Origin of the sequence: Kribbella sp. NPDC056861, assembly GCF_040687575.1 — a bacterium.
Lineage (GTDB): Bacteria > Actinomycetota > Actinomycetes > Propionibacteriales > Kribbellaceae > Kribbella.
Window position 1 is genome coordinate 1,068,283 of the sequence record NZ_JBFBNQ010000001.1, and the last position, 14,703, is coordinate 1,082,985.

The 14,703-nt window shown below is 68.1% G+C and carries 12 protein-coding genes and 1 pseudogene; 5 read left to right on the forward strand and 8 right to left on the reverse strand.

Features of this window, described 5'->3' with window-relative positions; translation table 11 throughout:
* Window positions 1–140 precede the first annotated feature (140 nt).
* The 3 genes and pseudogenes from AB0P21_RS04840 to AB0P21_RS04850 form a co-directional block, all read right to left on the reverse strand.
* On the reverse strand, window positions 141–416 hold the full coding sequence (locus AB0P21_RS04840; protein ID WP_363693729.1) for a hypothetical protein: 276 nt from the start codon (window positions 414–416) through the stop codon (window positions 141–143).
* Window positions 413–958, reverse strand: a pseudogene (locus AB0P21_RS04845) (GrpB family protein). The gene AB0P21_RS04840 and the pseudogene AB0P21_RS04845 overlap by 4 nt, the downstream one beginning before the upstream one ends.
* Before the next feature lie 29 nt (window positions 959–987).
* The gene (locus AB0P21_RS04850; RefSeq protein WP_363693730.1) at window positions 988–1,458 is read right to left on the reverse strand and encodes an NUDIX domain-containing protein; all 471 of its coding nucleotides are present in this window, start codon (window positions 1,456–1,458) and stop codon (window positions 988–990) included.
* A 252-nt stretch (window positions 1,459–1,710) separates the two neighbouring features.
* Between AB0P21_RS04850 and AB0P21_RS04855 the strand changes: the two genes are divergently transcribed.
* A complete protein-coding gene (locus AB0P21_RS04855) occupies window positions 1,711–2,544 on the forward strand; it encodes an AraC family transcriptional regulator (protein WP_363693731.1) in 834 nt (277 codons plus the stop codon).
* 1,558 nt (window positions 2,545–4,102) lie between these two features.
* Here AB0P21_RS04855 and AB0P21_RS04860 read toward each other — a convergent pair.
* On the reverse strand, window positions 4,103–4,636 hold the full coding sequence (locus AB0P21_RS04860; protein WP_363693732.1) for a regulatory protein RecX: 534 nt from the start codon (window positions 4,634–4,636) through the stop codon (window positions 4,103–4,105).
* 533 nt (window positions 4,637–5,169) lie between these two features.
* A complete protein-coding gene (locus AB0P21_RS04865) occupies window positions 5,170–5,373 on the reverse strand; it encodes a hypothetical protein (RefSeq protein WP_363693733.1) in 204 nt (67 codons plus the stop codon).
* Between the two features lie 266 nt (window positions 5,374–5,639).
* Between AB0P21_RS04865 and AB0P21_RS04870 the strand changes: the two genes are divergently transcribed.
* A complete protein-coding gene (locus tag AB0P21_RS04870) occupies window positions 5,640–5,987 on the forward strand; it encodes a hypothetical protein (protein WP_363693734.1) in 348 nt (115 codons plus the stop codon).
* On the opposite strand, the gene recA is transcribed toward AB0P21_RS04870, so the two are convergent.
* On the reverse strand, window positions 5,988–7,061 hold the full coding sequence (gene recA / locus AB0P21_RS04875; RefSeq protein ID WP_363693735.1) for a recombinase RecA: 1,074 nt from the start codon (window positions 7,059–7,061) through the stop codon (window positions 5,988–5,990). It lies immediately after the preceding gene.
* Window positions 7,062–7,311: 250 nt separating this feature from the next.
* Between recA and AB0P21_RS04880 the strand changes: the two genes are divergently transcribed.
* Both AB0P21_RS04880 and AB0P21_RS04885 read left to right on the forward strand, forming a co-directional pair.
* Entirely contained in the window at window positions 7,312–8,106 is a 795-nt protein-coding gene (locus tag AB0P21_RS04880) for a hypothetical protein (RefSeq protein WP_363693736.1), read from the forward strand.
* Between the two features lie 39 nt (window positions 8,107–8,145).
* A complete protein-coding gene (locus tag AB0P21_RS04885; RefSeq protein ID WP_363693737.1) occupies window positions 8,146–8,709 on the forward strand; it encodes a GrpB family protein in 564 nt (187 codons plus the stop codon).
* Between the two features lie 20 nt (window positions 8,710–8,729).
* On the opposite strand, the gene AB0P21_RS04890 is transcribed toward AB0P21_RS04885, so the two are convergent.
* Window positions 8,730–8,924, reverse strand: a complete 195-nt coding sequence (locus AB0P21_RS04890) for a DUF3046 domain-containing protein (protein ID WP_363693738.1) — start codon at window positions 8,922–8,924, stop codon at window positions 8,730–8,732.
* Complete coding sequence (locus AB0P21_RS04895) at window positions 8,924–10,033, reverse strand: hypothetical protein (protein ID WP_363693739.1); 1,110 nt, start codon at window positions 10,031–10,033, stop codon at window positions 8,924–8,926. The genes AB0P21_RS04890 and AB0P21_RS04895 overlap by 1 nt, the downstream gene beginning before the upstream one ends.
* 79 nt (window positions 10,034–10,112) lie before the next feature.
* Here AB0P21_RS04895 and AB0P21_RS04900 point away from each other — a divergent pair, with 79 nt between their 5' ends.
* Complete coding sequence (locus tag AB0P21_RS04900) at window positions 10,113–14,702, forward strand: ATP-dependent helicase (RefSeq protein ID WP_363694423.1); 4,590 nt, start codon at window positions 10,113–10,115, stop codon at window positions 14,700–14,702.
* Window position 14,703 lies beyond the last annotated feature (1 nt).

The window sequence follows — 14,703 nt, forward strand, 5'->3', positions numbered from 1 at the left end:
CCCTCACCCGTCAACGTCCCTCGCCGCTGGCAGCCCGCTCTCCTTGCCTCAGTCACCTATTCACAACCTCACAAGCCGGCGTCTGAAGCCAACCTGACGCCGTTTGACGAACCCCCCGCCGGCGCTCACCGCCGTATCGGCTACTCCCCGTCGCCACCCGACTTCTCAAGCAGCTTGTCCAGTACCTCGCCCGCCTCGTCGTATCCAGCATCCGCGATCCGCTGCAACTCCCGTAGATCCCGCGCCTCAGCCGCCCGCCGAGTCAGCAACTCCCCCGCGTGCATCGACCCCTCGTCCAGCAGCTCACTCAGCTCATCCACATCCCCGCGCCCATCGGCAAGATCGGCCAACCGATCCAGCGCCTTCTCGTTCCCGTCATCCGCCAACGCCCGCAGGGTCTCTCGATCAGTCGTCATAACCCGATGGTCCCCCGCCGGCCGTCCACCCAGCGCCACACCCCACCCACTGTGCCGAGCCCACCGCTCACAGCCAACCGCTGCTTGAAGGCTCCCCGCCCAGCCCGAGCAACCCCATCGGCGCGCAAATAGTCCCGAAACAGCAGCGCATAACGCGCATTCGGCCCTCCCACGAGCCGAATATGAATATTGCACCTCCGCCCACCCCCCGGCGGCGCGAACACCAACTTCCGGCACTCCTACCCGCCAGAAATCTCCACCCGATTCCACACCTCAGGCTGGCACCTGAAACCGCCCTCAGCCAGCGCCGAGACAAATTCCTCCTCCACCAACGACCCAGTACGAACCTGTACGTCGATGCAGTCCTTCGCCGCCAACCCCGGCACCGATGTGGACTCCACATGGTCGACTGCCAAAGCCCGACTCCCCAACCTCGAGCGCAACTCATCAGCGATCAACTTGAACTCAGCCGGCCACTCCGGCCGATAGTCGACAACACAAACCCCCGAGCGAACCTCAATCTGGGAACGGCATCCCCCGATCCTGACAGAGCATCACCACGCGACGGGCGCTAATGCCGAATCAATCCCCCAACTCGGATCGACGCGACATGCCCACTCGCCGGAGTCGCCTGCGCCAAAGCAATCCCCACATCAACCACTACCGACCGAGGCAGTCCGGCGATCTCCGACACCGGAGTCCACACCGACTCAGCAGTCTCACCATTCGGCTCCGGCCGAAGCTCCCCGCCGATGATCCGAACCCCATAGAAAACCCCAACATTCTGATGCAAGGTTCCAGCCGTGCTCTCAGCCGCGGAGATCAACCGGGAATCCACCCCCAGCAACCGTTCCACCACGCCATCACACCCGGTCTCCTCGGCAACCTCGCGAATCACCGCATCAAACGGATCCTCACCATGCTCGACCTTGCCACCCGGAAGAGTCCACCAACTCCCCTCTCCTTTCGGCGACACATACCGAGCAAGCAACACCCGCCCACCCTCGACACAAACCGCGTACGCCGCCAGCCGAAAACTCATCCCAGCACCCTAATCAACCACCATCTCCCCCGGCCATTCGCGATCGCGCGCTGCCGGACGGCGGCCAGGTCCAACACGGTCCAGGTCAGCTACACCGTCGCCCCACACAACCGACTCGCGCTCCCCGACCGCCACAGCTACCACCTCCACCACCACTGACCTCGGCCACAGCCACCACCACCGCCACCGCCACCGACCTCGGCCACAGTCACGACCAAGGCGGACTGACCCCTCCGCTGCGAGGATGACCAAGTGGAGTCCTACGTCGAGCGCCCGCCACTGCCAGCTCTGGCAAACGTGGTGCGCACAGTCTGGATCCAACGCACCGGCACAACGCCGTACACCCAACGCCACCTCCCCACCGGCGGCGTCGAACTCCACTTCCCACTCGGCGGCAACCCCCACCTCATCGGCCCCCTGACCGGACCCAAGCTCGAGCTCATCCCCCCGAACACCACCATCATCGGCGCGCGCTTCCACCCAGGAACACCACCGCCACTCCCCACAGTCCTCGACGATCTGGTCGACCAACGCCTAAGCCTCATTGACCTATGGCGCACTTCGGCGACCCACCTAGCAGAAACACTGGCCCAGGCCACCACCCCCGAGCACGCCCTCCTGTCACTACAGGCAAACCTCCTGCACCAGTTTCAAAGCACCGCCCACGTAGATCCACTGATAACCCAAGCCGTCAAAGCACTCATGCCCTGGCACCCGGTCAACATCAACAAACTCGCGACCGACCTGACCCTCTCCCCCAGCCAACTCCGCCGCCGCTGCCTCCAAGCAGTAGGAATGACCCCCAAAGTCCTCCAACGAACCCTGCGCTTCCAGGGCTTCCTCGCCCTGGCCCAAGCCGGCGCAACCCCCACAGGCACCCAAGGCACAGACGGCACCGCCGGCCTGGCAATCGACGCAGGCTACGCCGACCAAGCACACCTCAACCGCGAATGCCTCCGCCTAACAGGCCTAACCCCACGCCAACTCCTAGGCGGCACAACCAACCAGTGCTCCTGCGACCACGACCACACCGCCTCATACCAACCCTTCCTAGCCCTCCGCCGCAGCCTGTCCCTACCCGCCTAACCCCACGCCACTAGCTCAAGCACCCTCCTCCAACACCTCAAGCCCCAACCCCAGCCCTCTCCGACACCCGCACGGCATGTACGCAGGCCGGAGCATGGCGCGGGACGCACAACAGAGCACGAGCGCAACAGAGCAAGTGCGACGCGGCTACCAGAGCGGGGTGCAGCCGGGCGAGGGTGCGGTGCATCGCGGTCGGGGGTGCGGCAGAGCCGGGGTACAGGCTGCCCCAGCTGGAATGCGGTGCAGTGCGCCCGAGTGCGGTGCAGCCAGCCGGGATGCAAGAGAGCGGGTGCGGGTGCATCAGGGCTCGGCGCGCTGCGGCCGGGGTGCGGTGCAGCCAGGCAGCATGCGACAGAATGGGGTGCGACACAGGTGTACCAGTGCGAGTGCCAGGGTGCAGCCGGGCGAAGGTGCGGTGCGCTACGGCCGGGGTGCGGTAGAGCCGAGGTACGGGTGCCCCGGGCAGAGTGCGATAGGTGTGCTCAGCCACCCCCAGCATGTCCTTGCCGTCGAACCCCTCTACCCCGTCCCCCGCAGTACGGCGGGCTGCGGTGCGGCCGGTCTGAGCAGTACAGCCCCGGTGTGGTACTGCCAGAGCCCGTCAGTGACGGCGTGCGGTGCGGCAGAGAGCGGGACGCGCTGCGACGCGGGTGCACCAGAGCAAGTGCGCGGCGCAGGTGAGCGAGGCGCCTTGCGGCGGGTGCTGCGGTGCACGGCCCACGGTGCGTTGCTGCCAGAGCCGGGCCGGGGTGGCGTGCGATGCGGAAGAGAGCGCGAGGCGCTGCGCCACGGGTGCATCAGGGCGGGTGTATGGCGCAGCCTAGCGAGACGCCTTGCAGCCAAGGCTGTGCTGTACGTCCCGGGTGCGTTGCTGCCAGCGCCCGGCTCGGACGGCGTGCGATGCGGCACACAGCGGGGTGCCGCGACGCGGGTGCACCAGAGCGGATGCGCGGAGCAGCCGAGCAAAGGGGCTGTCCGGCCAGGGCTGTGCTGCGCAGCCCCGGTACGTTGCTTCCACAGCCCGGCTGGCACGGCGTGCGGCGCGGCTAAACAGCCGGGTGGGGTACAGCCAGGCGGATGCAACAAAGCGGCGTGCGACGCGAGTGCACCAGACCGGGTGCCGGAGTGCAGCCAGGCGGGGGTGCAGTGAACTGCGACTGGAGTGTCACAGCGCCGCGGTACCCATGCCTCGGCGGAGTGTGCGGTAGGCATGCTCGGCCAATCCCAGCATCCCCTCGCCATCGGACCCTTCGAACCCGTCCTGCGCAGTGCGGCCGGCTGCGGTGCAGCCAGGCGGGATGCACCAGACCGGGTGCTCGGGTGCTGCCGGCCGAGGGTGCGGTGAACTGCGACCGGGGTACCGCAGAGCCGCGGTCCGGCGTGCCCTCGGCAGAGTGTGCGGTAGACATGCTTAGCCACCCCAACATCCCCTCGCCATCGAACCTTTCGAACCGTCACCCGCAGTGCGACCGGCTGCGGTGCAGCAGGTGCCGGGGCGCGAAGCGCGACCGGCTGCGGTGCTGCGGGTGCCGAGGCGTGCAGTGCGCGGTGTTGCCGGCTACTCGGCTTCGAGGCCGGAGTCGTTGAGGAGTGGGAGTTCTTCGTCGCTGGCGTCTAGTGCTTGTTTGATGATGCTCATCGCCAGGGCGCCCGGGTAGCCCTTGCGGGCGAGCATGCCGACGAGGCGGCGCATTGCTACCTGGCGCTCCAGGTTGCGCATCGAGCGGAGCTTCTTGCGGACCAAGGCTCGTGCGGTGGCTTCTTCTTGGTCGGGATCGAGTTCGTCGAGGGCGTCGCGGGCCATCTCGTCGTCGACTCCACGACGGCGCAGTTCCTGTGCGAGGGCTCGCTTGCCCAAGCCGCGACCACGGTGGCGAGATTCGACCCATGCGTTCGCGAAAGCAGCGTCGTCGATCAGCCCGACCTCGGTGAACCGATCGAGTACCTCGTCCGCCACTTCGTCGGGAATGTCCCGCTCGGCCAGCATGTCGGCCAACTCGGCCCGGGTCCGCGGTTGCCCACTCAGTTTGTCGAGCAGAATCGTCCGAGCCGCCGAGTGCGGATCGGTCGACGGATCACGCTCAGCATCCACCGACGCATCCGGTCGCTTACCCCCGAACGGCCGACTCCTCTGAAACCCGGATCGCCGCCGCCCACTGCTCCGCGAAGGCTCACTGTAAGACCGCTCGCTGGAAGCCACCTCAGCGGCGACTTCCTCTTCTTCCGCAGACGATTCGCTGCCTGACGATCCGGTTGACGACGCAGCACTCGCGACCGGCTCACCACGAGGCGCTCTGCCAGACGGCGCATCAACTTCAGCCGGCTTCTTGCTGGATGTCCTGCTGGACGACGCACTCGCGGGCGGCTCGTCGGCGGCACCGGACGTGTCTTCAGCATCGCCCCAAGGATCCGGCGACACGACAGCACGAGCACCAGCAGCCGCAGCACCGTCGGCAGCGCGCTGATCAGGCTCACCCGCTGTGCCATCAGCGTCGCCCCACGGATCCGGTACTACGACAGCGTCCGCGCCAGCACTCTCTATCTCGCGCTGAGCATCACCATCTGAGGTCTCGTCAGCATCACCCCACGGGTCCGCCGAGGTTGCTGCCCCGGAAGCGGCGCCGCTTACACCGGCAACGGCATCGCCTGCTGCGTCGACGTCATCGCCCCATGGGTCTCCCACGGCCGCTGCCCGCGCGGTATTTGCTCCGTGACCAACAGCATCTGGTGCGCTGTCGTCATCACCCCAGGGATCCGTCGCGGCAACTGCCCTCGCCCTGGCGCCACGTGCACCCCGGCCAGCAGCACCGTCCGCTGTGCCGTCGACACCACCAGATATGCCGGCGATGTCGCCCCACGGGTCTGACGACATCGCCGCGCCGGTACCAGCGCTACGCGCACTGTGCCGAGGGCCACTGCTCTGTGAGCTGTCAGGAGACTCGTCGACAGCCCACTCGGGCATACCGTCGGGACTGCCCTCGAACTTGTCGAAGGCATCGCCAGACACCCGGCGATCGGTGATCGACTTGGCGCGATCACCAGTCGCGGGACGATCGGCGGCTGACTTGGCACGACCACCGCTCGCAGGACGATCGATGTCCGACGCGGCACGACCACCAGTCGTCGGACGATCGGTGCCCGACGCGGCACGACCACCAGTTGCCGGGCGATCGGTCGCCGTCTTGGCGCGGCTGCTCTTCGCGCGACTGGTCTTTCCGGCCCGAGGCGCGGAGGACTTCTTGGGTGCCCCGAGTTCGCCGTTGACGCTCCACGGCAGCGGCTGGATCGGGGCCCGGGGTGCTTCTGGATCAGGCTCCACCGGCTTCGGTGGAGTGATTCCCGCGAGACCCCGGCGTACTCCGGCGGGCAACTCCGGCAAGGCTTTCTTGGAACTGCCTGGCCTGGAGCTGCCCGGACGGTTCACGCCGGGAGTCGAGGGCTGATCAGAAGTCGACATCAACCTCGGCCGCTGCCTCAGCCGGCTTGTCCGCCGCCGTCACGCCGATGCCCATCTTGTCCTTGATCTTCTTCTCCAGCTCGTTGGCCAGATCCGGGTTGTCGCGCAGGAAGTTCCGCGCGTTCTCCCGGCCCTGACCGAGTTGGTCGCTCTCGTAGGTGAACCAGGCGCCGGCCTTGCGGACGAAGCCCTGCTCCACACCGAGGTCCAGCAGGCTGCCCTCACGGCTGATGCCCAGGCCGTAGATGATGTCGAACTCGGCCTGCTTGAACGGCGGGGCCACCTTGTTCTTCACGACCTTGACCCGGGTCCGGTTGCCGACGAAGTCGGTGCCGTCCTTCAGCGACTCGATCCGGCGCACGTCGAGCCGGACCGAGGCGTAGAACTTCAGCGCCTTACCACCGGTCGTCGTCTCCGGGGAGCCGAACATCACGCCGATCTTCTCGCGCAACTGGTTGATGAAGATCGCGGTGGTGTTGGTGCCGCTGACCGCACCGGTCATCTTCCGCAGCGCCTGGCTCATCAGCCGGGCCTGCAGACCGACGTGGCTGTCACCCATCTCGCCCTCGATCTCGGCCCGGGGCACCAGCGCGGCCACCGAGTCGATCACGACGATGTCGATCGCGCCGGAGCGGATCAGCATGTCGGCGATCTCCAGCGCCTGCTCACCGGAGTCCGGCTGCGAGACCAGCAGGGCGTCGGTGTCGACACCGAGCTTCTGCGCGTAGTCCGGGTCGAGCGCGTGCTCGGCGTCGATGAAGGCCGCGATCCCGCCGGCCTTCTGCGCGTTCGCCACCGCGTGCAGCGCGACCGTCGTCTTACCGGAGGATTCCGGGCCGTAGATCTCCACCACACGACCGCGCGGCAGGCCGCCGATCCCGAGGGCGACGTCGAGCGCGATCGACCCGGTCGGAATGACCTCGATCTTCGCCCGCTCCTGGTCGCCCAGGCGCATCACCGCGCCCTTGCCGCAGTTCCGCTCGATCTGCGTCAGCGCGGTCGCCAGCGCCTTCTCGCGATCCGCGGCCTTGCGGTCGTCCTTCGCCGCTGCACCAGCCATGTGACTGCCACCTAACCCATCTACTATCGGGGCCGCTGTCACAGCCGCCCGGAGGAAATTCGTTGTCGCCAGAGACGGTATGGGTTCCCACGGACAGTTTCTGGTGCCGGAGCGAATCTGTGGAAAAACCCGGCACATCCGAGGAACTCGTACGAGTCAAAATAGCCCGAACACCTGTTCGAATCACAATTGACACGCCGAGGAACCCCGGAGATCGTGACTGGACCGCCGACTCCCTACCCTGGCCAACGTGACCGACCGTCCCGACGTCCCCGACTCCGCCGTCGTCCTGGCTCTCAGCCGGGTCGAGTTCGGCATCGACTCGGTGCTCGACGCACTCCGCACCCAGGATCCGTTCGGCATCCGCAGCACTCTGGCCGAGTACTCCGCCCAGGAGCAACCCAACCTGGCCGAGAAGGGCCTGATCCTGGCGATCGACCGGCTGCTGCAGATGAAGGTGCCCGGTCATGCCGAGTGGCCGACGCTGCCGCTGGGCAAGCGCTGCGACTGGTGGGTGGAGCGCCTTGGCGGCTTCGCTGCGGTCGTGGCGGGTCTCCCCCGGCTCAGTGGCGCGGCCGCTGACGCCCTGCCGATCAAGGACACCCTCGGCGCCGCAGTACAGGCCATGGTGATCGGCGCGGTCTGCCGTGAGTACGGCGTCGAGGCGCACGCGGACCGGACCGCCGTGATCGCCCGAGTGCTGACCGCTCGCCCGATTACGCCGGACGACGTACTCCGGTACGACGATCCGACCGCTGCCGGCAAGGACGTGGCTGAGCAACTCGGGCTCGGCAAAGAGTCGGACGAGGCGGGTCTCCGCAAGGGCGTCCGCCTGGTGTGGCGGATTAGCAAGCTGATGGGCGGGCTCGGTGAAGTGTTCGAGGAGCGTCCCCGCGGCAGCATCGGCGCCAGGATGCTCGGCAAGCTCCCGGCGGTCGGAGTGGTCGGCGGCTTCTTCGACGAGCGCAAGGGCATCCGCAAAGCCGCGTACGCCGCTGCCGAACTGCTCAGCACGAGCGCCTTCCGGGTCAAACCGATCCGATAAGCACTGTCAGCCGCGGCGGGCCACTGAGAGGATCGCTCCATGAACGCGATCGCCATCGTCCATCCGGATCCGACCTGGGCCGCGCAGTACGACAAGACGGCTGAAGTGATCAGCAACATCCTCGGCGATCTCGTCGTACGGATCGACCACATCGGCTCGACCGCTGTGCCCGATCTGCCGTCCAAGGACGTTCTGGACATCCAGGCGACCGTCGCGACCGAGTCCGAGCTGGAGGACGCCGTACAGCTGCTGGTGGCGGCCGATTGGGAGGCCAGGCCACCTCGGCGCGACCACCCGGTGCCCGGTCTGCCCACCGACGAGTTCCAGTGGGTCAAGCGGTTGGTGATCGAGCCTATGTATCGCCGTCGGGTAAACCTGCATCTGCGCGTGATCGGCCGCGCCAACCAGCGGTACGCGCTGCTCTTCAGGGACTATTTGCGCGCCCACCCGGACACGGCAGCGGCGTACGGCGAGTTTAAGCGGCGGGCAGCGGCGTTGCCTCTGGAATCCACCGGCGAGTACGCCGACCTGAAGGATCCTGTCTGCGACCTGATCTACCTGCCTGCCGAGGAGTGGGCGGCACGCACGAACTGGTCCGTCTAGACGACGGACCAGTTCGGCAGTCAGAGCTCGCTGGGTGGCAGTTGGAGGTGCGCCCAGACGGCGCGCCAGACGAACTTGGCTGCTTCGCCGTCGGCCAGGGCCTCGTTGACCGTGCGGCCGCCGAGCTCACTCACCGCCTGGGTCTCCGCCCAGGTTCGCGAGTAGGCAGGGCCCAGATGGCTGTCCATCCGGGCCCAGAACTCCGTCAGTCTCATTACTGCCCGTCGTTGTCCGGCGGCCGGTTCCAGCCACCTTGCTGTCCGCCCTGCTGCGGCGGCTGACCCCAGCCACCTTGCTGCGGAGGTTGTCCGTGCGGCGGCTGGCCTTGCTGAGGTTGCCCCTGAGCGGGCGGGCCTTGAGGCGTCTGACCCCAACCACCCTGGCCCTGCTGCGGCGGACCTTGCGGCGGCTGCTGCGGGCCCCACTGGCCCGGCTGTCCCTGCTGCGGAGGCTGCGGCTGCCCAGGGTACTGCCCCGGACCAGGCTGACCGTACTGCTGCGGCTGCTGACCCGGCTGACCGTATGGACCCGGCTGCCCCGGGCCTTGCGGACCAGGCTGGCCGTACCCACCAGGCGAACCCTGCGGGGGCCCGTACTGACCAGGTGCACCCTGCTGGCCGCCGTACTGGGGACCCCACTGGCCCTGCGGCTGACCCGGGTATTGCCCGTACTGGCCTTGCTGCTGCGCCTTGGCCTTGCGCCCACGCAGTACGAAGAAGGCGACACCGCCCGCGACGAGCAGCAGAAGCACGATGATCAGGATCAGCGCCCAGGCCGGGAAGCTGCTGCCGGCCTCGGAGGTCAGCGACACGTTGCCCAGCTTGTCGAGGCTGTCGTACGTCGCCGTCCGGCCGTCCACCTTGGCGCCGGCATCGTGCTCGAGGATCTTGCCCGGCATGGTGATCTTGAAGTCGACCACCGGAGTGCTGCCACCGGTCCCGCTGCCGAGGTTCAGCTGCTTGACCGTGACGATGAACTTGTCGCCGTCCTTGCGGAAGCCGACGCCGTCACCGGTCGACGACCCCATCTCCTTGAACGGCACGTTCTCGAACGAGCAGTCCGAGCCGACGTACTTGTCGTCCTCGAAGGCCTTGCAGGTGACGCCGTCGGTCGCGGTCGTCTTGATCCCCTTCTCGACCTGCTGGCGGATCGCGTCGAGCGACTGACCGCTGCTGGCCACCAGTTGCTTGTCGACGCCGATCTGCATGGTGCCGGAGACGGTCTCGTTGGAATTCACCTTGAGGTCGGCATCGAGCTTCACGCAGCCGGTCAGACCGACCAGGCAGGCCACGATGACGAGCGCGGTGCGCACGCGGTTCTTCATGCGGCTGATCATTCCAGAAGACGGGGACAGTCCGGCCACGGGAAGGTCGCGCCGGAAACTGTCGGAGCGGCCGGGCAAGATGGGGAGCGTGCAGAAATCCAGCGCGTTGAGCCGCTTCTCGCCCGCGACCCGGGCGTGGTTCGGCGACGTCTTCGAAGCGGCCACCCCGGCCCAGCTCGAGGCGTGGGACGCGATCACAGCGGGCCGGGACGCGCTGGTGGTCGCTCCGACCGGTTCAGGCAAGACGCTGGCGGCCTTCCTGTGGGCGCTCGACCGGTTGGCGACGGTGCCGCCGCCGGAGGACCCGAAGCTGCGCTGCCGGGTGCTCTACGTGTCTCCCATGAAGGCCCTGGCGGTCGACGTCGAGCGCAACCTGCGCGCACCACTGATCGGGATCCGGGAGACCGCCCGGCGGCTGGGCGAGGCTCCGATCGATGTCGAGGTCGCGGTCCGATCAGGCGACACGCCGGCCAACGAGCGCAGACGATTTGCCACGAAGCCTTCCGACGTACTGATCACGACCCCGGAGTCACTGTTCCTGCTGCTCACTTCGCAGGCGCGGGAGTCGCTGCGGGGCGTGGAGACGATCATCATCGACGAGGTGCACGCTGTGGCCGGCACCAAGCGTGGCGCACACCTCGCGCTCACGCTCGAGCGGCTCGACACGTTGTTGCCCAAACCGGCGCAGCGGATCGGGCTGTCGGCGACGGTCCGGCCGGTCGAGGAGGTCGCCCGGTTCCTGGGTGGCGGGCGACCGGTGAAGGTGGTCCAGCCCAAGTTCACGAAGCAGTGGGATCTGAGCGTCGTCGTGCCGGTCGAGGACATGGCCGAGCTGGCCAACACCGAGGTCGAGACGTCCGGCTCGGCCGCCGGGCAACCGCGGCACGCGTCGATCTGGCCGCACGTCGAGGAGCACGTCTTCGATCTCATCTCGGCCCACCGCTCCACCATCGTCTTCTCGAACTCGCGCCGCCTGGCCGAGCGCCTGACCGCCCGGCTGAACGAGATCGCCGCCGAGCGGGCCGAGCTCGAGCTGGCCGAGGCGGGTTCGCCAGCCCAGGTGATGGCTCAGTCGGGCGCTTCCCTGGCCGCTCCCCCGTTGATCGCCAAGGCCCACCACGGTTCGGTCAGCAAGGAGCAACGAGGCCTGATCGAGGCCGATCTGAAGTCCGGCCGGCTGCCTTGTGTGGTCGCGACCAGCAGCCTTGAGCTCGGCATCGACATGGGCGCGGTCGATCTGGTCATCCAGGTCGAGGCGCCGCCGTCGGTCGCCAGCGGCCTGCAGCGGGTCGGTCGCGCAGGGCACCAGGTCGGCGCGGTCTCGCGTGGCGTGCTGTTCCCGAAGTTCCGCGGCGACCTCATCGACACGGCCGTCGTGGTCCAACGGATGCGCGACGGGCTGATCGAGAGCCTGCACATCCCCGCCAACCCGCTCGACGTGCTGGCGCAGCAGGTCGTCTCGATCGTCGCCCTCGACACGATCGACGTCGATGAGCTCTTCGCCCTGGTACGCCGGTGCGCCCCGTTCGCGACGCTGCCACGATCGGCGTACGACGGTGTGCTGGACATGTTGTCGGGGCGCTACCCGTCGGACGAGTTCGCCGAGCTGCGGCCGAGGATCGTGTTCGACCGGGTCAGCGGCGAGATCTCCGGCCGGCCCGGTGCGCAGCGGCTCGCGGTGACCAGCGGCGGCACGATCCCCGACCGGGGCCTGTTCGGCGTCTTCCTGGTCGGCGAGACCACGAACCATCGCGTCGGCGAGCTGGACGAGGAGATGGTCTACGAGTCCAGAGTCGGCGACGTATTCACCCTGGGCGCGTCGAGCTGGCGGATCGAGGACATCACCCACGACCGGGTGCTGGTCTCCCCCGCACCCGGCCAACCAGGCCGTTTGCCGTTCTGGAAAGGCGATGCGGTCGGCCGTCCGGCTGAGCTGGGGGCCGCGACCGGGGCGTTCATCCGGACGATGGCCGCGCTGCCTGCGGCGAAGGCGGTCAAGCGGGCGCGCGACGGCGGCCTCGACGAGTACGCCGCGAACAACCTGGTCGCCTATCTCGGCGAGCAGCGGGAGTCCACCGGCCGGGTGCCCGACGACATCACGATCCTGGTCGAGCGGTTCCGCGACGAGCTGGGCGATTGGCGGGTCTGCATCCATTCGCCGTACGGCGGGCAGGTGCACGGACCGTGGGCCCTGGCGATCGCGGCCCGGCTGCGCGAGCGCTACGGGATGGACGCGCAATCGGTCTCCGGCGACGACGGCATCGTGCTGCGGCTGCCCGAGACCGATGAGCCGCCGCCTGGCGCCGATCTGGTGCTGTTCGATCCGGCGGAGATCGAGGAGATCGTCACCGCGGAGGTCGGCGGGTCCGCGCTGTTCGCCGCGCGATTCCGTGAGTGTGCGGCGCGAGCGTTGCTGCTGCCCCGGCGCAATCCGGGCAAGCGATCGCCACTGTGGCAGCAGCGCCAGAAGTCGGCGCAACTGTTGAGTGTGGCCAGCAAGTACGGGTCGTTCCCGATCGTGCTGGAGACTCTGCGCGAGGTGCTTCAGGACGTCTACGACCTGCCGGCCCTGAAGGACCTGCTGACGGGCATCGGTGAGCGCCGGGTTTCTGTCGTCGAGGTGGAGACCCCTGAGGCGTCGCCGTTCGCCAAGTCGCTGCTGTTCGGCTACGTGGGCGCCTTCATGTACGAAGGCGACACTCCACTCGCTGAGAAGCGGGCTGCCGCGTTGGCGCTCGATCAGGGTTTGCTGGCCGAACTGCTCGGCCGCACCGAGCTGCGCGAACTGCTCGATGCCGAGGTCGTACTGCGGACCGAGGCTGAGCTGCAACGCCTTGCCGAGGATCGGCGTGCTCGTGACGGCGAAGGACTCTTCGACGTACTGCGCCTGATCGGTCCGCTGTCGTTGCCCGAGGCATCGCAACGAAGCGTTGACGGCTCGGATGCCGAAGCCTGGTTGACCGAGCTCGCTGCGGCGCGGCGCGTGGTCCGGGTGCGAGTGGCGGGTGAGCACCGCTGGGCTGTGGTGGAAGACGTCGCACGGTTGCGTGATGCCCTCGGCGTACCGCTGCCGCCTGGGGTCGCCGAGGCGCATGCCGAGCCGGTCGCGGATCCGATGGGCGACCTGGTGTCGCGCTATGCCCGCACGCACGGACCTTTCCGGGCCATCGATCTTGCGACCCATCTCGGCGTCGGGGTCGCGGTCGTGACGGACACTCTGCGTCGGCTGAGCGCGGCCGGACGGGTGGTCGAGGGCGAGTTCCTGCCGGGCGGGATCGCAATGGAGTGGTGCGACAGCGAGATTCTCCGGTTGCTGCGGCGCCGCTCGCTGGCCGCGCTGCGCAAGGAGGTCGAGCCGGTCGACCCGGCTGCGCTCGCGAGGTTCTTGCCGGCCTGGCAAGGCATCACGAGCAGCCGCGGCCGCGGGTACGACGTACTGCTGGGTGCTGTTGAGCAGTTGGCCGGATGTTCCGTTCCCGCGTCGGCGCTGGAGTCGATTGTGCTGCCGTCCCGAGTGCCTGGGTATCAGCCGTCGATGCTGGACGAGTTGACGGCGACGGGTGAAGTGGTGTGGGCCGGGTCTGGCTCGTTGCCGGGGACGGATGGCTGGGTCTCGCTGCATCTGGCGGACAACAGCGATCTCACGCTGCCCGATCCGGATCCCACCTTCGAGCTCGGCGAGACCCACCAAGCGGTGCTGGACGCCTTGTCCGGCGGCGGGGCGTTCTTCTTCCGACAACTGAGCGATGTCGTTGGCTCGACAGCAGGGGTGGTCGACGACGAAACACTCGTCGGCATTCTCTGGGATCTCGTCTGGGCAGGACATCTGACGAATGACACGCTGGCACCAGTTCGCTCCCTGGTCGGCGGCGGCCGGGGTAGCCACCGGACCCGCCGTACTACGCCTCGCGCGCGCCCTGGGCGTGCTCTGCGGCCAGGGCGGCCGACGATGCCTGCGCGCAGTGGGCCACCGACAGCGGGCGGGCGGTGGTCGTTGCTGCCCGAGCGCAACGCGGACACCACCCGGCGCGCTCATGCGGCCGCGGAGACACTGCTGGATCGCTACGGCATCGTCACGCGCGGCTCAGTGATGACCGAGCGCACCCCGGGTGGGTTCGCGGCGGTCTACAAGGTGCTGAGCGCCTTCGAGGAGTCCGGTCGTTGCCGCCGTGGGTACTTCGTGGCGGGGCTCGGGGCTGCTCAGTTCGCCTTGCCTGGTGCGGTTGACCGATTGCGGGCGATGGCTGAGTTGCCGACCGGCGGCGGTGCGCCGAGCAGCCGGGTGAAAGAGGAGCCGGCGGCGCGGGCCGTAGTACTGGCAGCTTCTGATCCGGCCAATCCGTACGGCGCCGCGCTCCCCTGGCCTGATCGGGAGAATGCCGGTGGGCACCGGCCAGGGCGGAAGGCCGGTGCGCTGGTGATGCTCGTGGACGGGAGACTGATTGTGTACGTCGAGCGTGGCGGGCGAACCGTCTTGAGCTTCACCGAGGATCCGGAGCTGCTGCAACCAGCCGTGGACGCACTCGCGCTGGCGATCAGGGACGGCCACCTCGGCAAGCTCAGCGTGGAGACGGCGGATGGCGAGCAGGTGCGGCATACGGCGTTCGGCGATGCGTTGGCGAAGGCCGGGTTCCATGCGACGCCGCGTGGCCTCCGGCTGCGAGCGTGAG

Coding starts and splice junctions, on each gene's coding strand:
- AB0P21_RS04840 (WP_363693729.1), bottom strand. CDS start 416: ATGACGACTGATCGAGAGACCCTGCGGGCGTTGGCGGATGACGGGAAC.
- AB0P21_RS04850 (WP_363693730.1), bottom strand. CDS start 1,458: ATGAGTTTTCGGCTGGCGGCGTACGCGGTTTGTGTCGAGGGTGGGCGG.
- AB0P21_RS04870 (WP_363693734.1), top strand. CDS start 5,640: ATGTCCGACGCGGCACGACCACCAGTCGTCGGACGATCGGTGCCCGAC.
- recA (WP_363693735.1), bottom strand. CDS start 7,061: ATGGCTGGTGCAGCGGCGAAGGACGACCGCAAGGCCGCGGATCGCGAG.
- AB0P21_RS04885 (WP_363693737.1), top strand. CDS start 8,146: ATGAACGCGATCGCCATCGTCCATCCGGATCCGACCTGGGCCGCGCAG.
- AB0P21_RS04890 (WP_363693738.1), bottom strand. CDS start 8,924: ATGAGACTGACGGAGTTCTGGGCCCGGATGGACAGCCATCTGGGCCCT.
- AB0P21_RS04895 (WP_363693739.1), bottom strand. CDS start 10,033: ATGAAGAACCGCGTGCGCACCGCGCTCGTCATCGTGGCCTGCCTGGTC.
- AB0P21_RS04900 (WP_363694423.1), top strand. CDS start 10,113: ATGGGGAGCGTGCAGAAATCCAGCGCGTTGAGCCGCTTCTCGCCCGCG.